At 42.3% G+C, this 19,988-nt stretch carries 25 protein-coding genes; 20 read left to right on the top strand and 5 right to left on the bottom strand.

The features are described 5' to 3' along the window. Position 1: 1 nt before the first annotated feature. Positions 2-3,289 carry an efflux RND transporter permease subunit gene (locus PVK79_RS23225; protein WP_257325026.1) on the top strand — a complete coding sequence of 1,096 codons (3,288 nt, stop codon included), beginning with the start codon at positions 2-4 and terminating at the stop codon, positions 3,287-3,289. Beyond that, positions 3,279-4,340 carry an efflux RND transporter periplasmic adaptor subunit gene (locus tag PVK79_RS23220; protein WP_257325024.1) on the top strand — a complete coding sequence of 354 codons (1,062 nt, stop codon included), beginning with the start codon at positions 3,279-3,281 and terminating at the stop codon, positions 4,338-4,340. Before PVK79_RS23225 ends, PVK79_RS23220 begins: the two co-directional genes overlap by 11 nt. Here PVK79_RS23220 and PVK79_RS23215 read toward each other — a convergent pair. Together PVK79_RS23215 and PVK79_RS23210 are read right to left on the bottom strand one after the other, a co-directional pair. Beyond that, positions 4,333-5,010 (bottom strand): nitroreductase family protein, encoded by a 678-nt coding sequence (locus tag PVK79_RS23215; RefSeq protein ID WP_145241949.1) that lies wholly within the window; start codon positions 5,008-5,010, stop codon positions 4,333-4,335. The two genes, PVK79_RS23220 and PVK79_RS23215, sit on opposite strands and share 8 nt — an antisense overlap. A 432-nt stretch (positions 5,011-5,442) precedes the next feature. Next, positions 5,443-5,817 carry a DUF5329 domain-containing protein gene (locus tag PVK79_RS23210; RefSeq protein WP_257325021.1) on the bottom strand — a complete coding sequence of 125 codons (375 nt, stop codon included), beginning with the start codon at positions 5,815-5,817 and terminating at the stop codon, positions 5,443-5,445. A 259-nt stretch (positions 5,818-6,076) separates the two neighbouring features. On the opposite strand from PVK79_RS23210, the gene PVK79_RS23205 reads away from it, so the two are divergent. Continuing rightward, positions 6,077-6,970 (top strand): aldo/keto reductase, encoded by an 894-nt coding sequence (locus tag PVK79_RS23205; RefSeq protein WP_257325020.1) that lies wholly within the window; start codon positions 6,077-6,079, stop codon positions 6,968-6,970. Between the two features lie 134 nt (positions 6,971-7,104). On the opposite strand, the gene PVK79_RS23200 is transcribed toward PVK79_RS23205, so the two are convergent. The 3 genes from PVK79_RS23200 to PVK79_RS23190 all read right to left on the bottom strand — a co-directional run bounded on the left by PVK79_RS23200 (position 7,105) and on the right by PVK79_RS23190 (position 9,584). Next, positions 7,105-7,782 (bottom strand): TorF family putative porin, encoded by a 678-nt coding sequence (locus tag PVK79_RS23200; RefSeq protein WP_145241933.1) that lies wholly within the window; start codon positions 7,780-7,782, stop codon positions 7,105-7,107. A 289-nt stretch (positions 7,783-8,071) separates the two neighbouring features. After that, positions 8,072-9,235, bottom strand: a complete 1,164-nt coding sequence (locus PVK79_RS23195; RefSeq protein ID WP_145241931.1) for a hypothetical protein — start codon at positions 9,233-9,235, stop codon at positions 8,072-8,074. Positions 9,236-9,392: 157 nt separating this feature from the next. Then, complete coding sequence (locus tag PVK79_RS23190) at positions 9,393-9,584, bottom strand: helix-turn-helix transcriptional regulator (RefSeq protein ID WP_257326414.1); 192 nt, start codon at positions 9,582-9,584, stop codon at positions 9,393-9,395. A 142-nt stretch (positions 9,585-9,726) separates the two neighbouring features. On the opposite strand from PVK79_RS23190, the gene PVK79_RS23185 reads away from it, so the two are divergent. The 17 genes from PVK79_RS23185 to PVK79_RS23105 all read left to right on the top strand — a co-directional run bounded on the left by PVK79_RS23185 (position 9,727) and on the right by PVK79_RS23105 (position 19,982). Continuing rightward, positions 9,727-11,667 carry an AsmA family protein gene (locus PVK79_RS23185; RefSeq protein WP_257325019.1) on the top strand — a complete coding sequence of 647 codons (1,941 nt, stop codon included), beginning with the start codon at positions 9,727-9,729 and terminating at the stop codon, positions 11,665-11,667. Between the two features lie 277 nt (positions 11,668-11,944). Next, a complete protein-coding gene (gene rplN, locus PVK79_RS23180) occupies positions 11,945-12,313 on the top strand; it encodes a 50S ribosomal protein L14 (RefSeq protein ID WP_011329449.1) in 369 nt (122 codons plus the stop codon). Positions 12,314-12,323: 10 nt separating this feature from the next. After that, positions 12,324-12,638, top strand: a complete 315-nt coding sequence (rplX, locus tag PVK79_RS23175; protein WP_016710194.1) for a 50S ribosomal protein L24 — start codon at positions 12,324-12,326, stop codon at positions 12,636-12,638. A gap of 16 nt (positions 12,639-12,654) precedes the next feature. Then, positions 12,655-13,194 carry a 50S ribosomal protein L5 gene (gene rplE / locus PVK79_RS23170; protein ID WP_016710195.1) on the top strand — a complete coding sequence of 180 codons (540 nt, stop codon included), beginning with the start codon at positions 12,655-12,657 and terminating at the stop codon, positions 13,192-13,194. Between the two features lie 10 nt (positions 13,195-13,204). Beyond that, complete coding sequence (gene rpsN, locus PVK79_RS23165; RefSeq protein WP_058562128.1) at positions 13,205-13,510, top strand: 30S ribosomal protein S14; 306 nt, start codon at positions 13,205-13,207, stop codon at positions 13,508-13,510. A 21-nt stretch (positions 13,511-13,531) separates the two neighbouring features. Beyond that, positions 13,532-13,924 (top strand): 30S ribosomal protein S8, encoded by a 393-nt coding sequence (gene rpsH, locus PVK79_RS23160; RefSeq protein ID WP_145241923.1) that lies wholly within the window; start codon positions 13,532-13,534, stop codon positions 13,922-13,924. Positions 13,925-13,937: 13 nt separating this feature from the next. Next, positions 13,938-14,471: a 50S ribosomal protein L6 gene (gene rplF, locus PVK79_RS23155; RefSeq protein ID WP_145241920.1), complete on the top strand. Its 534-nt coding sequence runs from the start codon at positions 13,938-13,940 to the stop codon at positions 14,469-14,471. Between the two features lie 9 nt (positions 14,472-14,480). Next, a complete protein-coding gene (gene rplR, locus PVK79_RS23150) occupies positions 14,481-14,831 on the top strand; it encodes a 50S ribosomal protein L18 (RefSeq protein WP_008115388.1) in 351 nt (116 codons plus the stop codon). A gap of 9 nt (positions 14,832-14,840) precedes the next feature. Continuing rightward, positions 14,841-15,347 carry a 30S ribosomal protein S5 gene (rpsE, locus tag PVK79_RS23145; protein ID WP_002959485.1) on the top strand — a complete coding sequence of 169 codons (507 nt, stop codon included), beginning with the start codon at positions 14,841-14,843 and terminating at the stop codon, positions 15,345-15,347. 3 nt (positions 15,348-15,350) lie between these two features. Continuing rightward, entirely contained in the window at positions 15,351-15,533 is a 183-nt protein-coding gene (rpmD, locus tag PVK79_RS23140; protein ID WP_016710201.1) for a 50S ribosomal protein L30, read from the top strand. A gap of 5 nt (positions 15,534-15,538) precedes the next feature. Continuing rightward, positions 15,539-15,973 (top strand): 50S ribosomal protein L15, encoded by a 435-nt coding sequence (rplO, locus tag PVK79_RS23135; RefSeq protein ID WP_064668467.1) that lies wholly within the window; start codon positions 15,539-15,541, stop codon positions 15,971-15,973. Positions 15,974-15,983: 10 nt separating this feature from the next. Further along, positions 15,984-17,312 carry a preprotein translocase subunit SecY gene (gene secY / locus PVK79_RS23130; protein WP_145241918.1) on the top strand — a complete coding sequence of 443 codons (1,329 nt, stop codon included), beginning with the start codon at positions 15,984-15,986 and terminating at the stop codon, positions 17,310-17,312. Positions 17,313-17,334: 22 nt separating this feature from the next. Then, positions 17,335-17,448, top strand: coding sequence for a 50S ribosomal protein L36 (rpmJ, locus tag PVK79_RS23125; RefSeq protein ID WP_002959476.1), 114 nt, complete (start codon positions 17,335-17,337; stop codon positions 17,446-17,448). Positions 17,449-17,573: 125 nt separating this feature from the next. Next, positions 17,574-17,930, top strand: a complete 357-nt coding sequence (gene rpsM / locus PVK79_RS23120; RefSeq protein ID WP_145241916.1) for a 30S ribosomal protein S13 — start codon at positions 17,574-17,576, stop codon at positions 17,928-17,930. 12 nt (positions 17,931-17,942) lie between these two features. Next, the gene (gene rpsK, locus PVK79_RS23115) at positions 17,943-18,329 is read left to right on the top strand and encodes a 30S ribosomal protein S11 (RefSeq protein ID WP_002959471.1); all 387 of its coding nucleotides are present in this window, start codon (positions 17,943-17,945) and stop codon (positions 18,327-18,329) included. A gap of 21 nt (positions 18,330-18,350) precedes the next feature. Continuing rightward, on the top strand, positions 18,351-18,971 hold the full coding sequence (gene rpsD / locus PVK79_RS23110; protein WP_016710205.1) for a 30S ribosomal protein S4: 621 nt from the start codon (positions 18,351-18,353) through the stop codon (positions 18,969-18,971). 24 nt (positions 18,972-18,995) lie between these two features. Continuing rightward, a complete protein-coding gene (locus tag PVK79_RS23105) occupies positions 18,996-19,982 on the top strand; it encodes a DNA-directed RNA polymerase subunit alpha (protein ID WP_145241913.1) in 987 nt (328 codons plus the stop codon). Positions 19,983-19,988: the final 6 nt, after the last annotated feature.

Genomic DNA, 19,988 nt, shown 5'->3' with positions numbered 1-19,988 from the left:
AATGGATAAGCTCGACAGTGCAGTAAAAAATAGTCTTAACGGGCGTATTCCTATCATTATTTTTGTAATGGCTGTGTTGCTTGGCATTATGGCTTTACAGCAAACTCCCCGTGAAGAAGAACCGCAAATAGTGGTGCCGATGCTGGATATTTATGTCTCAGCTCCTAACATTGAAGCTCCCGAAGTGGCAAGGCTGGTCACGCAACCACTCGAAAAGTTATTGGCGCAATTACGCGGTGTTGAGCATATTTATTCAACCACACAAAGTAATGGCACTGTGGTGACATTGCGCTTTACTGTGGGTCATGATCGTGAACAAGCAATCCTCGATACTTACGCCAAACTATATAGTTATCAACATACCATGGCGTCAGTTATTAGCTCATGGCAGGTGCGCCCGGTCGAAGTAAATGACGTGCCGATTGTGATGCTAGGCTTATTTAGTAAAGATCCTAAATTATATAACGACTATGAGTTAACCCGTTTTGCTAACGAAATTGCGAATAGTTTACAGCGCATAGAAAACACCAGTGAAGTTAAAGTGATTGCTGGGCGCAAACGCACTTTAACGGTCAATTTAGATGCGACGGCCCTAGCAGCTCATCAAACTACGCTCAGCGATGTTTATTATGCACTGAGTGTATCTAATCAATTATCTCAGGTTGGCAGTGTTGTTAATGCAGAGCAACAAATCATGCTACAAGCTGGTGATGTGTTACGAACAAAAGCCGCGATTGAGCAGCTTGTTGTAAATGTTATTAACGGCAAAAGTGTTTATTTAAAAGATATTGCAAAAGTACTCGATGGACCAAGTGAGCCTGAAAATTATCAGTGGCTAGCGCAATCTGATACCACACAAGAGCATCCTTTAGTCACCTTAAGTGTTGCTAAAAAAGCGGGCACAAATGCAGTCGCGGTCGCAAATGATGTACACGCAATGATGGCTGATTTAAAAACTAATTTTTTACCTTCGCAAATAGATTACACAATACTTAGAGATTACGGGCAAACCGCTAACGAAAAAGTGAATAACTTAACCTCAAGCTTAGTGTTTGCGGTATTTACCGTAGTGATTTTTGTTGGCGTGTTCTTAGGCTGGCGACCCGCTATCGTTGTTGGTTTAGCTGTGCCAATTTGTTATGGCATAACCTTAAGCCTCGATTTTGCGTTTGGTTACACCATCAACCGAGTAACGTTATTTGCATTGATATTATCACTGGGCTTGCTGGTGGATGATCCGATAACGGGCATTGATAATATTAGCCGTTTTTTACAAAACAAAGGCAATAAAAAACAACAGATTGTCGCTGCAATGAGCGAAATACGTGGTGCATTATTAATGTCGACACTGACCATCATGGTGGCTTTTATTCCTTTGGCTTATATCACTGGCATGATGGGCCCATATATGGCACCAATGGCATTTAATGTGCCTGTAAGCGTGATGGTCTCAACCATTGTGGCATTCTTTGTAACTCCTTGGCTTGCCATGAAGTTATTAAAAGAACCGGTTGTTGAGCACAATGATTTAACTTCCCCTAAAGTAGCTATTTATGAACGCTTATTAACGCCTTTACTGGCCAGTAAAGGGCGCGCAAAACTGATTTTATGGGCAACCTTAGGATTATTTATTATCAGTGCATTGCTGCCCGTGATGCGAATGGTGCCGCTGAAGTTATTGCCGTTTGATAATAAAAATGAACTACAAGTACTGATAGATATGCCCGAGGGGACGAATCTGGAGCAAACAACACTGACCGTTCGTAAAGTACAAGCTATAACATGGCAGCTTAGTGAAGTAAGTGAAATAGCTGCGTATGTTGGGCAACCATCAAGCATGGATTTTAATGGTATGGTGCGCGGTTATTATCGCCGTGAGGCCGCTAATTTAGCTGAGCTTAGAGTATTACTATTAGACAAAGCGCAGCGCGAGCAACAGTCTCATGGTGTCGTGATGCGTTTACGTAAACAGCTTGAGCCATTGGCCGTTAATGGCATTGTGATAAAAGTGGTTGAAGTTCCACCCGGGCCGCCAGTATTTAGCACCTTAGTGGCTGAAGTGTATCGTGATCCGTTTGTTGATACGCAAACCCACCATCAAGCGGCTCAACAAGTTGCACAACGACTGAAGCAAGAGCCCCATGTGGTTGAAGTTGATACAAGTATTGCAGCCACGGCACCGATGCAGCGCTTTATTACCGATAAAGCCAAGGCGGCTTTGTCGGCGGTATCAACACAAGATATTGCCAATACATTAACGATTGCATCTGCGGGTAAAAATGTGGGCGTAATGTATGTCAGTGGTGAAACGCAGCCCGTTGAGATCAAAATGCAATTACCATATCAGCAGCGAAACCAATTAGCGCAACTGCTTGCTATACAAATCAGAGGTGATAGAGAGCTGGCAAAATCAACTAATGAGTTTGGTTTAACTAGTGCGCCACGACCGTTGGTGGCTTTATCTGAGCTGGGTGAATTTCATAACCTAAATGTCGCAAAACCGATTATGCGTAAAGACCAACGCGAGGTTGTATACGTGATGGCAGAGCTTAATGGCCGTACTCCTGCAGAAATCATTGCGGACGTAAACGCTGATTTAAATGTAAGTAGCGATGATTTTGAGCAAACAAATTGGTTAGCCCGCAGCTTTTTTAATAACGGTGGAACTCAGGCTTGGCAATTACCACAAGGCACGCATGTAACGTTTAGTGGTGAAGGTGAATGGCGGATCACAATTGATGTGTTTAGAGATATGGGAATTGCGTTTGCTTTTGCGTTAACCGCCATTTTTATTATTTTACGAATACAAACGCAATCTGCCAGTTTATCACTGATTATTATGTCGGCTATTCCACTTACTGTGATTGGTATTATGCCGGGTTTTTGGTTATTAAATCAGTTTGGTGAGCGCTCCATAGCCGGTGCTCCAGAGCCTGTGCTATTCACCGCAACAGCGATGATCGGCATGATAGCACTTGCTGGTATTGTGGTGCGTAACTCGCTTATTTTAGTTGAGTTTATTAATCAAGCTCGCGGGCAAGGGATGGCAATAAAAGCGGCATTGATTGCCGCAGGCACAACGCGGATGCGGCCAGTATTACTGACTGCTGGCACAACTTTATTAGGCAACTTAGTGATTACGTTAGACCCCGTATTTAGTGGTCTTGCTATCGCTATTATTTTTGGCATTGTGGCATCAACATTGTTTTCGTTGTTTGTGGTGCCGCTAGTTTATTATTTAGTGTTTGCGAACACACAAACAACCGAGGATGAAGCTCATGCAAGGTAAATCAAAACTGTTTGGCTCAATCATTGCGTTGTTAGTGATTATTGTTGCTGTGCTTTATATGGCAGGCAGCTTTTCAAATAAACAAGCCGCAGGAAATAAACCCGTATTAGCAACGAGATATGAGGGAAAAGTCGCTACCGTTGAGCTGACGGCGATCAAGCGCAGTGAAGATGTTCCCGGTACTGTGATTGCAAAACAAAACACGCAAATTTCGTCACGAGTGATGGCACAAGTGGAACGTTTAAATGTACGTGCTGGTGATAGTGTTGTGCAAGGCGATGTTCTCATTACTTTGCAGCAAGACGATTTTAAAGCGCAATTGGCACAAAGTGATGCGCAAATAAAAGCCATTCAAGCGTCACTTACACAAGCTGATAAACAGCTTAAGCGCGTAACTGACTTATATTCACAAGGGTTGGTATCGGTTAGTGATAATGATGAGGCAAAAGCGAAATTTGATAACTTAACCGCAAGCTTAGCTGTTGCCAAGCAACAGCAAACCCAAGCACAAGTCGCACTTGAATTTACCCGTATAAAAGCGCCCATTTCTGGAGTTGTTGTAGAGCGGTTAGTTGAACCAGGTGATACCGCAGTGCCTGGTTCACCTTTATTGGCACTTTATAATCCACAACAATTACAGCTTGAATTTAATGTGCGAGAACGTCAGGCAATTAGCCTCACACTGGGTCAAAGCTTAACGGTCAGTTTGCCTTCACTTAATATAACCGCTGTTGCGGTGGTGAGTGAAATTGTTCCGATTGCCGATAGTGCTGCACGTAGTATGTTAATTCGTTTAGAGTTGCCAACACAATCAAACTTGATGCCTGGTTTATATGCACAGCTTCACTTGCCACTGGATACCGAGCAAGGAATTTTAATTGAGCCAAGTTGGGTGCATGAGTACGGTCAATTAGCCATGGTATATGTTATTAACGAGCAAAAGATTGAGCGCCGCTTTGTTCGTTTAGGGGAGGTGATTAATGCTAAACAGCATATTATCGCCGGGCTTAACGCCGGCGACACATTAGCGGTGGATTTTAAACCTAAATGAAGGTCGCAACTTCATCGAGTGATTTTTTCACCAAGGCATGATTAGGAACAGTAGCATCATCACTTGGGTAACCGGCAATGAGCAGCATATAGGGGCGTTCGTTGTCTTTGTCGCGGCCACAAATGTCGGTTAAAAAGCTCATTGGTTTAGGTGTGTGAGTTAGTGTTGCAAGCCCTGCGCGATGTAATGCTTGAATTAAAAAGCCGGTGGCAATACCGACTGACTCATGCACATAGTAGTTGGTGTTTTTATCATCAGTATTTAAGCCGCCTTTCTTTTGGCTGAATACGGCAATTAGCCAAGGTGCATGCTCTAAATAAGGTTTGCTGGCATCAGTGCCTAATGGCTTTAGAGCATCTAACCACTCTTCACCAGCGCGGCCTTCATAAAATGAGCGTTCTAATTTCTCGGCTGCTTCACGAATTTGCTTTTTCACATCACTACTATTAATTGCTACAAAATGCCACGGTTGGTGGTTTGCACCACTTGGTGCTGTAGCTGCGGCTTTAATGCAGGTTTGAATAATATCTTTTGGCACCGGTCGGTCGCTAAAACTACGAATTGTATGACGACGCTGGCTTGTCGTTAAAAACTCATTAGCGCGTTCAAGCATCTGTTCATGTGGATATTCAATAAAGTCTGTAAGTGGTTGGTGGTCATGTTGCTGCATGGCTTTTCGCTTCTTATTAAATGTTGATAACTATTTTTATACCCAGTAGCGAGATTAGGTGCAAGTAATATCTACTTTACAGTTATGTTATTTCCTAAAATAATGATTATTAATTGCACGTTGTGTTCACAGATTGTTCAGCTATATTTTCATACAGTATAGTTCGAAATTAAGAATGCATGGGTAGCTAAAAACAAAGCAACATTATTACAAGCACATGCTTTGAATACTCAGCCGAGCATACCGGCAGTCATTATTTAGACATTCAAAAATCATTAGTGCAGGCAGATTTTGTCGATAACTTAGTTATATAAAGTTATCGCTAGTGCAAACTGATGATGAAAATAACTACCGCAGTATTAAATACAGCTTTGAGTTAGTGTTACTTCAGAATTTAAGTTCACCTCTCCTAAGAGTGAAACCAAGCCGCACTTATTGCGGCTTTTCTGTGGTTCTAAAATGAGCTAACTCGTTTGCAAGCCATTTTTTACTGATTATTTTTGTACCATCTTTGAGAATTACGGTATAAGGTTTGCCACTCCATGAGCTTTTACTGGCAAGATTTTCAATAAACTCATCAGCAGTTTTAGCGTAGCGTTTGCCTTTGTGGTATTTCATAGCAAGATGATCAGCGGCTTCGGTGCTGGTGTGTTGATCACCGTTACGAATGAAAGTCGCGTTGCTTTGCGCGATAAAGCTGAGCAAATGAGTGACTTCTTGTTCAGTGGTTGCTGCAAAGCTCAACTGACTAACCGTGAGTAAAAGGCAAGCCATCAGCCTGTATATAGTGTGGGTTAAGTCTTTCATCTGTAGCCTCATTTAATCCAAAAAATTTATTACGTTACCTGTGCCATCAAAAAAAGGTAAAGCTCTGAATAAAACTGATGTGCTAATGCATGTGCTGGTATAACTTTCAGCTATTAATACCTTATTTATTATGTAGAATAATACATCAATAAGGTCAATTAAATTATCATGACTTATTAATTATCTGATAGGGATACTGTTTTGGTACTTGCATTGAACTTGCCGGGACAATATTTTTTACAAAAATAAAGGTGGAATTATGAACAGCTCAGATCGCGCTATTGACGAACTAGTACTTGGGTTTTGGCGATTATTAGATTGGCAAATTACTCCACAACAGTGTTTAACTTTTCTCGAGCAAGCAATTGAAGCTGGCGTAAGGCACACCGATCACGCTGACATTTACGGTGGATATGGCTGTGAAGCAGAGTTTGGTAAAACCTTGGCTTTAAAGCCAAGTATTCGAGATGAGATTAGAATTATTACCAAGTGTGGTATTAAACCTGCTTTTGCAAGCTTAGGATTAGCAGGCCAAGCTAATCATTACGATTCGAGTGCCGCACATATTATTAGCTCAGCACAGCAATCGTTAAAGCATTTTAATACCGATAGATTAGATGCATTACTTATTCATCGCCCTGATTATTTGATGAATGCAGACGAAGTAGCTGAGGCATTCACTACTCTTAAGCAAAATGGTGATGTACTCGATTTTGGTGTATCAAACTTTACGCCATCACAACTAAGTTTATTGCAGTCGCGTCTTGATTTTGAATTGGTGACCAATCAAATTGAATTTTCACCGTATGAAATGCAAGCACTTGATGATGGTAGTTTAGACCAATGTCAGTTACTTGATATTAAACCTATGTGTTGGTCACCTTTGGCTGGCGGTCGCATTTTTGCAGAAAATGATGAAAAAGCGATTCGCCTGCGTCATGTACTCGAACAAGTCGGCAGCGAAATTGGTGCAAGTTCTATTGATCAAGTGGTTTACGGGTGGTTATTAATGCACCCAAGTTCCCCATCAGTGGTACTGGGCACTGGCAACATTGAGCGTGTTAAATCGGCTGTTGCTGCTAAGCAGTTAAAACTCAGTCGCGAACAATGGTATCGTATTTGGCAAGGTTCAACAGGGCACAGTGTGCCATAGGAGTTGTAAGTTTTAAGCAGTCTGAGTTTAGGGTAAGTATTGACATAAAATCTGAACTTAGTCGCTTTTACCGCTTACCAAGATCGAGAAAGGGCCTTACGGCCCTTAGTGTTGCAGCAAGTAACACATTCTTTTTATAGGCTAAAGTCCATTGAAAAAGCAACGTAAGCCTTAATATCACTGTCATCCATATCGGTATCAGATAGACCAAAAGTGAAGCCATCTTTAGAGATAGATACGCCGTAGTCGATGATGTCGTCATCACCAATAAAGTCGCCTGAGTAATGGCCTAAGTGTAAGGCCATTTCAGTGCCATTAGTACCAACTGCGAAACCGTAATCTGCAGTCAGGTATAACGAATCACCAAAGTCTGTGCCATCACCGCTTGCGGCTGAAGTTGCAAGAACTGATGCGCCAAAGCTAAAGCCACCCATACTGATGCTACCGTAAATTTCAGAAAAATCAGCGTCTGCGCCAGAAGCTGCATCAGGGTAAGCGTAATAGATGTAGCCAACGTCGTAGCTCATATTTTCATTAATATCGCCACCAAAACCAGCATAGAGATCAAGCTCGTAGGTCATTTCATCGGCCCAGCTTGCATTTGAAGCCCAAGTACCAGCATAAAAACCTGATTCGTTGGCATAATCAATACCACCTGAAATTGCAGCATCACCACCGGTTTGTTCTTGACCACGCCATAAGTAGTTTGAAGTTGCTGCGGCATTGGCTGTTACTTCTGCATATGCTGCTGTAGATGTTGCACCCATGAGTACAAGTGTGCTGATCGCAATTGCTGATTTTAGTTTTAACATGTTTGGTATCCTGTTGTTATGCTGATTTTTTGGCTCGCAATTATTAATTAGATTGCAGTCTATAATTGCGGATCCTATTTTTAGTTGTCTACCAGGATAATTGCACTGCTTGTGCCAAGTTAAATGAAAAGCAATAATTTATATTTAAATTACTTTATAAACAACGGTATAAATATTTATAGTGAAAGGAGGAGATTGTTTTTTACGAAGCTTGCGCACTTTATTGGTGCGTAAAAAAACCCGCATGCACAACTCAGTTGCAGCGGGTTTTTGTATTTTTTACTGTGGTTTAACCAAAAATAGTACGCATTAGGCTGATTGTTTCGTTCACGCCACGGCCTTTTTGTACTTCGCTGATAATTGAATCACGCTTTGCGCGAATATGCTCAGGCATATCGTCAGCAGCAAGTGCGCGATCTACAAGTATTTCAGCAGACTCTTTACCACGACGCACTTTTCTAGTGCCAGTGGTTGTTGTACGCTTTGGCTTGCTCAATAACTTGATGTAGTTAGAGTTTTCAGGCGTGTTTTTGTCCGCGTGATAGAAAAAGCACGGAATTAACGCTTTGATTGCAACAAGTTGTTGATCCAGCTCGCTGTCACCACTTGCCATTTTAAACCAAGACATACCATGAACTGCTTGAACAATATCCTGCCAATAACGCGCAAAGTCACGATTATTTAATTTAGTAATAGCCAATGCTGAACAAAGTGCATCTAAACGGGTGTTATTAATTGGTGTAAAAACATCTGGGCGGCGCATTGCTAATAGACGAGTTGCCGGTGCAAGCGTTGGCTTTTCATTGCTATCAGTAAAGGCTTTTAAATATTTGACCACAAATTCTTGGTAATCAGCTTCAGTTACTTCACCTTCTAAAGGTATATGTGCTAATGCTTCATCAAATAATGCCGGCAGGTCGGCAAGCATTTGATGAAAAGCTTTGGCGCTTTTAGTAGAGCTAAACCATTCGACATCAAAATTATAACTACTTGGATCCAGTGCAGAAGTATGTTTACCACTAAATGCTAATAAATCTTCAGGGATCATCTCTTTCAGTGATTGCTCGCGAATACCAGCTATATAGTTGGCAAGGCGTAACTGTTCATCAAGGGCTAGCACATCTTTATGTTGCTCTATAAATACACTAACTACAGGCCAAGGTGCTACGCGTAATGTTTTCAATTGTAAGAAGCTAATTGCTGAAACTAATAAGTCATTAAGCTTTTTTAAAATTGGTAATTGATTGGTTTCGAGTAAATCATGATTAATACGGTCACGGCTAGCATTAAGTAGTTCATAGCACCAACCTAAGAAGTCTTCAGGATGATTTTCTATTTTCACCGCCATCAGGTTTAAGCTGATTTCAGAAGCCTGCTTTAGAATATTTTGATAAATATGGCCTTCTTGTTCGCCTAATGCCATTTGTGAAGGTGAAATGAGCAATTTTTTCATGCCTGATGGTACTCCGGTTAAATACATTTTTCAGTTGTTTAATTTTAGCGCAAAACGTCTTAAAACAACAGGGCTGTGCATCATACCGAAGAATACAGGGGATGCAATCTTGATAAGTTAAATCTGCACAAGATTGCATTTAAAGGGTTTAATCTGCTTATTCAAGTGAAAATAACTGCTCCACAGTAGTTTCAAACTGCCGAGCTATCTTCAATGTAATGATCACTGAAGGTATAAAACGTGATGTTTCGACCGTGCTGATTGTTTTGCGTGAAACGGCGCTAGCATCGGCTAGCTCTTGCTGTGAAAGCCCGGCGGCTTTGCGAAATTCAGCTATATGGTTTTGCAGCTAAAGGTATCAAAATGTTTCAGTAACAATTCATATATTCACTGTAGAATGCAGGAAATTGCATTTTTCTTCGTTGCACAATGATTTTAATGCTAACTCCCGCTATGATAAGAACATTATTTGCACATTTGAAAGGACCATCATGAAGACCTTATTTAAAGTTATTGGTGTCATATTATTATTGCTTGTTGCTTTAATTATTGCTGCACCGTTTTTAATTCCAACCGATGCCATTTTTAATAAAGTCTCTGAGCAGGTTGAGCAAACCACAGGGCGTACTTTAACTATTAAAGGCGATAAAACATTATCCGTTTTTCCTTCTTTGAAGCTTGAACTTGAAGATGTGCATTTTGCCAATATGAAAACTGGCTCACGTGCAGACATGGCAAGCATGCAGCAACTTGCAGTTCATATTCCTTGGTTTTCGCTATTTGGTGGTGAACTTAAACTAGAAAAGTTTGTGATCAATGAACCCAATATTCTGCTTGAAACAGATAAAAATGGTAAAGCTAACTGGCAGTTATTTGATGCAGTAGCTGCGAAACCTGAGCAGCAAAATCAAGCAGGTGAGGCAGTCAAACTACCTGAAAACTTTGATATTCAATTAGGTGAAGTGGCTATATATGGTGGGTCGTTTACTTATTTAGATGGTCAAACGGGAGCTAAACAGCAAATTAGCGATTTAGAATTGGCTATCTTACTGCCTTCACTGCATAAATCACTCGAAGTCAAAGGTGGGATCACTTATATGCAAGAGCGCTTTGAGCTTGATGTAACAGTTGATAACCCAGCTAAAGCAATAGAAGGTGATACATTTAATGTGACAACTGATGTCACTTCAAAGTTAGTTGATGTTGAGTTTAAAGGCTTAATAGCCGGTCAAGGTAAAGATATTCAAGGTCAATTAGCGCTCAGTGGTGATTCAGTCAAAGACATTGCTAAATGGCAGGGAGTCGAGCTGAACGCGAAAAAAAGCGCCTTTAATGCATTTAGTGTTAGCGGCAAAATGCGTATGCAAGGTGATAAGTTCAACCTAGCTGAATTAGTCGCCACTCTTGATGCATTAGAGATCAAAGGAAAAAGCGAGCTTAATTTAGGCAAGCGTTTAGCCGTTAATGCTGACATCGATTTAGGTATGCTGGACTTAAATCCTTACTTACCTGAGGTGGTAGCGCCAGCAGATAAACCAGAACCTAAAAGTGACGAGCCAGCCAAACCAATTGTATGGGATGACACAAAAATGGATTTAAGTGGCTTAAATGCCTTAGATGCGAATGTGGTGATCCGTTCAAGTGGCTTAAAAGCAAATGAAATCAAACTTGGTGCTAATCAATTCACTGTAAACCTTAACAAAGGCGTAGCAAAAATCAGCCTAGATAAGTTTGCCGCCTACGAAGGTAATGGTAAAGGCACAGTAACGGTTAATGCGAAACAAGCTCCTTACAAAATCAGCACCAACTTCTCGTTAGATAAAATAGATGCACAACCATTGCTAACAGATGCCGCAGGCTTTGATAAGCTAATGGGCAAAGGCTCACTCAATTGGGACTTAGCAACATCAGGTCAGAGCCAAAAAGACTTTATGAGTGCCCTACAGGGTAAACTAGCATTTGAATTTGCCGATGGTGCAGTAAAAGGCGCCAACATTGCTGAAATGGTTCGCAAAGGCAAAGAGCTAATTAAGGGTAACTTTGGTGCAATATCACAAGGACTAGATACTGGCTTTGATAATTCCCAGCAAACCGATTTCTCTGCGCTAACGGGTAGCTTTAACTTTACCAATGGCGTAGGTAAAAACACAGATCTGAGTTTGTTAAGTCCATTAGTACGTATTAGTGGTGAAGGGGATGTTAATCTACCTGCAACGACAGTTAACTACCGCTTAGTGACAGGCATAGTCGATTCACTCGAAGGACAGGGTACCCAAGATGACAGTACCGGCTTTAAAATTCCAGTGCGAATCAAAGGACCATTTCATGATGTTGGCATCAGCTTAGATGTAAGCAAAGCGGCAGAAGATGAAGTAAAAGAAAAAGCGAAAGATAAAATTAAAGATAAGTTAAAAGGTTTGTTTGGCAAATAATGCCGATTTTATTCGGTGATAAAACAATCAGGGCATAAAATTGCCCTGATTGTTTTATAATCAATGCTAAAATAGCAAAATATGTTTCATCGACAAAACAACCATCCTCGTTATTCTAAATTAATTAAAAAATAACCTACCACTACCCCCGCAATGCTGATACAATTGCCCGCCCTTGGGAGACAACTAGATTGTTTTTTGAGTGGTTTTTAACCTAAATGTCTTGATTTTAAACAAATTTAAGACAGTTGTAATAACTACACCGGAGGTCATTAACATGATCCAAATGCAAACTCAGCTGGAAGTTGCTGATAACAGCGGCGCTCGCAAAGTGCAGTGTATTAAAGTCTTAGGCGGTTCGCACCGTCGTTATGCAGCGATTGGTGACATCATTAAAGTTTCTGTTAAAGAAGCGATTCCTCGCGGTAAAGTGAAGAAAGGTGATGTTAAAAACGCGGTAGTTGTGCGTACTAAGAAAGGCGTTCGTCGTCCAGATGGTTCTTTGATCCGTTTTGACAGCAATGCGGCTGTTATCTTAAATGATAACTTGCAGCCAATTGGTACACGTATTTTCGGCCCTGTGACTCGCGAACTTCGTAATGATAAGTTCATGAAAATCGTTTCACTAGCCCCAGAAGTACTGTAAGGAGTCAATCATGGCAGCAAAAATCCGTCGTGATGACGAAGTAATCGTTCTAGCAGGTAAAGACAAAGGTAAGCGCGGCAAAGTGCTTTCAGTTGTTACCGAGTCTGGTCGAGTATTTGTCGAAGGCATTAACTTAATCAAGAAGCACCAAAAGCCGGTTCCACAATTGAACCAGCCAGGTGGTATTGTTGAGAAAGAAGCGTCTATTGACGTATCAAACGTTGCGATCTTCAACTCGGAAACGAGTAAAGCAGATCGTGTAGGTTTCAAGATTGAAGATGGTAAGAAATTACGTATCTTTAAATCTACTGGTAAAACTATCTAATAGTTGGAGTAGAATGATGGCGAAACTGCATGAAGTATATAAAGACAAAGTAGTTGCTGAACTTCAAGAGAAGTTTGGTTTCAGCTCTGTCATGCAAGTCCCTCAGATCGAAAAGATCACATTGAATATGGGCGTGGGCGAAGCCCTAGCTGACAAGAAAATTCTAGACAACGCTGTTGCGGATCTAGAAGCAATCGCTGGTCAGAAGCCACTCATTACTAAAGCACGCAAATCTGTTGCTGGCTTTAAAGTACGTGAAGGCTACCCAATTGGTTGTAAAGTAACCCTACGCGGCGAGCGTATGTGGGACTTTTTTGAGCGTTTGGTTTCAATCGCTATCCCACGTATCCGTGACTTCCGTGGTGTAAGTGCTAAGTCTTTTGATGGACGTGGTAACTACAGCATGGGCGTACGTGAACAAATCATCTTCCCAGAAATTGATTATGATAAAGTAGACCGCGTACGCGGTATGGATATCACAATCACTACATCTGCGAAAACAGATGAGGAAGGCCGTGCGTTGTTAGAAGCGTTTAACTTCCCATTCAAGAAATAAGGGTAGGGTTATGGCAAAGAATTCTATGAAAGCGCGCGAAGCAAAGCGCACGAAATTAGTTGCTCAGTTCGCTGAAAAGCGCGCAGCACTAAAAGCTATCATCAGTGATGTGAAAACATCTGACGATGATCGTTGGGACGCGGTACTTAAGCTACAAGCTTTACCACGTGATTCTAGCCCTGCACGTCAACGTAATCGTTGTAACATTACGGGCCGCCCACATGGTTACCTTCGCAAATTCGGCATGAGCCGTATTAAAGTTCGCGAAGCAGCTATGCGCGGTGAAATTCCTGGCCTTAAAAAGGCTAGCTGGTAATAGAATCACGGGAGTAAGACTATGAGCTTGCAAGATCCTATCGCGGATTTGTTTACACGAATTCGTAACGGTCAGTCAGCGAAAAAAGTATCTGTAACGATGCCTAATTCAAAGCTGAAAGTAGCATTAGCTAAAGTATTAAAAGATGAAGGTTATATCGTTGATTTCACAATCAGCGGTGATGTTAAACCTGAGCTTTCTATCGAGTTGAAATACTTCGAAGGCAAAGCTGTTATTGAAAATATCCAGCGTGTTAGCCGCCCTGGTTTACGTATCTATAAGAGACGTGACGAATTACCAAAGGTAATGGGTGGTCTAGGTATCGCTATCGTATCAACTTCTAAAGGCCTAATGACAGACCGCGCCGCACGTAGTGCTGGTGTTGGTGGTGAAATCATTGGTTTTGTAGCTTAATCGGAGGGGAACTATGTCTCGCATAGCAAAGGCACCAATTAATGTTCCTGCCGGTGTAGAAGTTACATTAAAAGGCCAGGACATCACAGTTAAAGGCAAAAACGGCGAATTAACGCGTACTATCAACTCTGCAGTTGAAGTACAACTTAACGACAACGTTATTACAACTTTACCTCGTGAAGGCGTAGCCAATGCATGGGCACAAGCAGGTACTGCTCGCGCTCTAATCAACAATATGATTGTTGGTACGCATGAAGGTTACGAGAAGAAACTTCAGTTAGTAGGCGTTGGTTACCGTGCTGCAGCTAAGGGTAAAACATTAGATTTAACTCTTGGTTTCTCACACCCAGTTAATTTCGCAGTTCCTGAAGGAATTACGATTGAAACTCCAAGCCAAACAGAAGTTCTAGTTAAGGGCGTAGATAAGCAGTTAGTTGGTCAAACAGCTGCTAACATTCGTGCATACCGTAAACCTGAGCCTTATAAAGGTAAAGGTGTTCGTTATTCAGATGAGAATGTACGCCGTAAAGAGGCTAAGAAGAAGTAAGGTAAGACGATGGATAAAAAAACAGCTCGTCTACGTCGTGCTAAACGCACTCGTAGAAATTATATTGAACAAGGCACAACGCGTCTTGTTATCCACCGCACGCCACGTCACATTTACGCTCAAGTTGTAAACGCTGAGGGTAATGTACTGGCTGCTGCTTCTACTGTTGAGAAAGCTATTAGCGAAACAGTTAAAGGCACAGGCAACGTTGCAGCTGCGCAAGCAGTTGGTAAAGCGGTTGCTGAACGTGCGGCTGACAAAGGCATCGAAAAGATTGCTTTTGATCGCAGTGGCTTTAAATATCACGGCCGTGTGAAGGCGCTAGCAGATGCTGCGCGTGAAGCCGGTTTGCAATTCTAGGAGTAGACAATGGCTAACGTAGAAGCAAAGCAACAACAGCCTGATCTAGCTGAAAAGCTAATCGCGGTGAACCGTGTGTCTAAAGTAGTTAAAGGTGGTCGTATCTTTAGCTTCACTGCACTAACTGTAGTTGGTGACGGCGCAGGTAAAGTAGGTTTCGGTTATGGTAAAGCACGTGAAGTTCCAGCTGCTATTCAAAAAGCAATGGAAAAAGCACGTCGTAACATGATCAACGTAGACCTAAATGGCAACACATTACAGCATCCTGTTAAAGGACGTCATGCTGGCTCTCTTGTGTTTATGAAACCAGCATCTGAAGGTACTGGTATCATCGCAGGTGGTGCTATGCGTGCAGTACTAGAAGTTACTGGTGTGCAGAACGTACTTTCTAAATGTTACGGTTCTACTAACCCGATCAACGTTGTACGTGCAACGATCTCAGCTCTTGAGAATATGAATTCTCCTCAGTCGATCGCTGCAAAACGTGGTCTTCGAGTAGACGAGATTCTGGGGTAAACCATGGCTAATAAAACTGTAAAAGTAACACAAGTAAAGAGCTCTATCGGTCGTTTACCGAAACATAAAGCTACATTACGCGGTCTTGGTTTACGTCGTATCAATCACACTGTTGAGTTAGAAGACACAGCATGTGTACGTGGTATGATCAACCAAGTTTCATACATGGTTAAGGTTGAGGGGTAATTCGAATGCATTTGAATACACTTTCTCCTGCTGCAGGTTCTAAATCTGCTGGTAAACGTGTTGGTCGTGGTATCGGTTCTGGTCTAGGTAAGACTGGTGGCCGTGGTCACAAAGGTCAAAAGTCACGTTCTGGCGGTAAAGTACGCGTTGGTTTTGAAGGCGGTCAAATGCCTATGCAACGTCGTCTACCTAAGTTTGGTTTCACTTCTCGCAAATCTTTAGTATCTGCAGAAATAAACCTATACGAGATCGCTAAAGTTGAAGGCGATGTGGTAGACCTAGGTACGCTACAGGCAGCTGGTCTAGTTAAAAAGAACGTTCTGTTCGTTAAAGTTGTTAAATCTGGCGAAGTTTCACGCGCTGTTACCGTTAAAGGCCTTAAAGCCTCTAAAGGTGCTCGCGAAGCTATCGAAGCCGCCGGAGGCAAGGTAGAAGACTAAGGAAGTACTAATGGCTAAACCAGGTCAAGATACACAAAGTGCACAAAGTGGGCTTTCGGAATTGAAACGTCGATTACTATTCGTATTGGGCGCTATCATTATTTACCGTCTAGGTTCATTTGTGCCAATCCCTGGGATTGACGCCGCTGTACTTGCCGATTTCTTCGAGCAACAAAAGGGCACCATTGTTGAAATGTTCAACATGTTCAGCGGTGGTGCGCTTGAGCGCGCTTCGGTGTTAGCACTGGGTATAATGCCTTACATCACAGCTTCAATTATTACGCAACTATTAACGCATATGTATCCTCCGTTTATAGAGCTTAAGAAAGAAGGTGAACAAGGTCGTAAGAAAATTAGCCAGTACACACGCTACGGCACGCTCTTGCTTGCTACTATCCAATCGATCGGTATTGCCACAAGCTTACCGGGTATGATGGACGGGTTAGTTGTTAACCCAGGTCTCGGTTTCTACTTCACCGCAGTGGTGAGTTTAGTAACTGGTACTATGTTCCTGATGTGGTTGGGCGAGCAAATAACTGAACGTGGTATCGGTAACGGTATCTCAGTTCTAATATTTGTTGGTATTGTAGCTAACCTGCCGTCTGCTATTGGTTCGACAGCCGAAATGGCGCGCCAAGGTGATTTACATGTTTTAGCACTGTTATTGATTGCGGTAATCGTATTCGCTGTTACTTATCTTGTAGTGTTCTTTGAACGTGGACAACGTCGTATCGTCGTTAACTACGCAAAGCGCCAACAAGGTCGTCAAGTATTTGCTGCCCAAAGCACGCATTTACCACTAAAAGTAAACATGGCGGGTGTTATTCCACCAATCTTTGCTAGCAGTATAATTCTGTTCCCTGGTACTATTGCCAGCTGGTTCGGCCAGGGGGAAGGTCCTGTCGCTGATGTGCTACAAGCGATTGCTACAACGTTGACTCCAGGTCAGCCTTTGTATGCAATAGTTTTAGCTGCGGCTATTATCTTCTTCTGCTTTTTCTACACAGCGTTGGTTTTTAACCCACGTGAAACAGCAGATAACCTGAAAAAATCTGGCGCATTTATCCCAGGTATTCGTCCAGGCGAGCAGACATCGAAATACATTGATAAAGTGATGACACGCCTGACATTGGCAGGTGCTTTGTATATAACCTTTATCTGTCTGGTGCCCGAATTCATGACCATGGCATGGCAAACGCCATTCTACTTCGGCGGTACATCAATTTTGATTATCGTTGTTGTGATCATGGACTTTATGGCACAAGTACAGACTCATATGATGTCTCATCAATATGATTCTGTGCTGAAAAAAGCGAACCTTAAAGGCTACGGTCGATAAGGTCAGTTTACGGAGTTGAGCAATGAAAGTACGTGCTTCCGTTAAGAAAATATGCCGTAACTGTAAAGTTATTAAACGTGCCGGTGTTGTACGTGTAATTTGCAGTGAGCCTAAGCATAAGCAAAGGCAAGGTTAATTTATAAGTCGTGCAGGCTGAGGTTTCTCGGCCTGTGTTTTCAGTTGTGATTTGGTCTTCGTTTGAGTATCCTTACGGGCTCTTCAAACAGATGATAACCGAATTCAAATATAGGAGATGTGTTAGTGGCCCGTATCGCTGGCATTAACGTCCCTGATCATAAACATGCAGTTATTGGTTTAACAGCTATTTATGGCATAGGTAAGACTCGCTCTAAGGCTATCTTAGTAGCGACTGGTATCGCCGAAACCACAAAAATCGGTGAACTTTCAGACGAAACACTTGACGTATTGCGTGAAGCAGTTGGCAAGTACACTGTAGAAGGTGATCTTCGTCGTGAAGTTACTTTGAATATCAAGCGCCTTATGGACCTTGGTTGTTACCGTGGCCTACGTCACCGTCGCTCTTTACCACTACGTGGTCAAAGAACAAAGACTAACGCGCGTACCCGTAAGGGTCCTCGTAAGCCTATTAAGCGATAAGGGGATAGTATTATGGCTAAGACACCAATTCGTCGTAAAAAGGTTAAAAAGCAAGTTGCTGATGGTATGGCTCATGTTCATGCTTCTTTCAACAACACTATTGTTACAATTACCGACCGTCAAGGTAATGCACTATCATGGGCTACTGCCGGTGGTTCAGGTTTCCGTGGTTCACGTAAATCTACACCATTCGCTGCTCAGGTTGCTGCAGAGCGTGCAGGTACTGCTGCTCAAGAATACGGTTTAAAAAATCTAGAAGTTTTCATCAAAGGTCCAGGTCCAGGTCGTGAATCTGCTGTACGTGCTTTGAATGCTGCTGGTTACCGTATCACCAACATTACTGACGTGACGCCAATACCACACAATGGTTGTCGTCCACCGAAGAAACGTCGCGTTTAACAATAGGTTAGGAGAAATAACATGGCAAGATATTTGGGCCCTAAGCTCAAGCTGAGTCGTCGTGAAGGTACTGACCTGTTCCTTAAGAGCGGCGTAAGAGCTATCGACTCTAAGTGTAAACTTGAGACTGCACCTGGTCAGCACGGCGCTCGTAAAGGTCGCTTATCTGATTACGGTTTACAATTACGTGAAAAGCAAAAAGTACGTCGTATCTACGGTGTATTAGAAAAGCAATTCCGTAACTACTACAAAGAAGCTGCTCGCCTTAAGGGCAACACAGGTGAAAACTTGTTACAGCTTTTAGAGCAACGTTTAGACAATGTTGTATACCGCATGGGTTTTGCAAGCACACGTGCTGAAGCACGTCAGTTAGTAAGCCACAAAGCGGTTTTAGTTAATGGTCGTGTAGTGAACATTCCTTCATTCGTAATTACTCCAGAAGATGTAGTAGTTATCCGTGAAAAGTCTAAGACACAAGCTCGTATCATCGCTGCTCTAGAACTAGCCGAGCAACGTGAAAAACCGACTTGGGTTGAAGTTGACGGTAAGAAAATGGAAGGTAATTTCAAACGCCTACCAGAGCGTTCAGACCTGTCTGCGGACATCAATGAACAACTAATCGTCGAACTTTACTCTAAGTAAAGTTAAGAGTTAAGAGAGGATAAAATGCAGGGTTCTGTTACAGAATTTCTAAAACCAAGGTTAGTCGATATCGACGCTATTAACCCAACTCGTTCTAAAGTAGTTTTAGAGCCATTAGAGCGTGGCTTCGGTCATACTCTTGGGAATGCCTTACGCCGTATACTTCTTTCGTCAATGCCAGGATGTGCAGTAACCGAAGTTGAAATCGACGGTGTGTTGCACGAATACAGCGCGAAAGAAGGCGTACAAGAAGACATCATTGAAATTCTGTTAAATCTTAAAGGTCTAGCAGTTACTTTGGAAGGTAAAGATGAAGTTTTTCTTACCCTGACTAAGTCTGGTGTAGGCCCTGTGACTGCGGCTGATATTCAGCACGACGGCGATGTAACCATTGCCAACCCAGATCATATTATTTGTCATTTAACGGCAGATAATAGTGCGATCAGCATGCGAATTCGTGTTGAACGTGGTCGTGGGTATGTGCCGGCATCTAGCCGTTTATCCTCTGATGACGATGAGCGTCCAATTGGTAGATTGTTGCTTGATGCATCATTTAGCCCAGTTGAACGTATTGCGTACTCGGTTGAATCAGCACGTGTTGAACAACGTACAGACTTAGACAAGTTAATCATTGATATGGAAACAAACGGCACTATAGATCCAGAAGAAGCGATCCGCCGTGCGTCGACTATCTTAGCTGAGCAGCTAGAAGCATTCGTAGACTTACGTGATGTTACTGAGCCAGAAGAGAAAGAAGAGAAGCCAGAATTCGATCCTATTCTACTTCGTCCAGTTGATGATCTTGAACTAACAGTGCGTTCAGCAAACTGTTTGAAAGCCGAGCAAATTCAATATATCGGTGATTTAGTTCAGCGCACAGAAGTCGAGCTTCTTAAAACGCCTAACTTAGGCAAGAAGTCTCTGACTGAAATTAAAGACGTGCTAGCTTCACGTGGTCTATCTCTAGGTATGCGCCTAGAAAATTGGCCACCTGCAAGCCTAGCTGAATAATCTAAA

Source organism: Pseudoalteromonas rhizosphaerae (assembly GCF_028885455.1).
Classification (GTDB): Bacteria; Pseudomonadota; Gammaproteobacteria; order Enterobacterales; family Alteromonadaceae; genus Pseudoalteromonas; species Pseudoalteromonas rhizosphaerae.
Note: the sequence above shows the minus strand (reverse complement) of the source record. Positions and strands in the feature narration are given on the sequence as shown.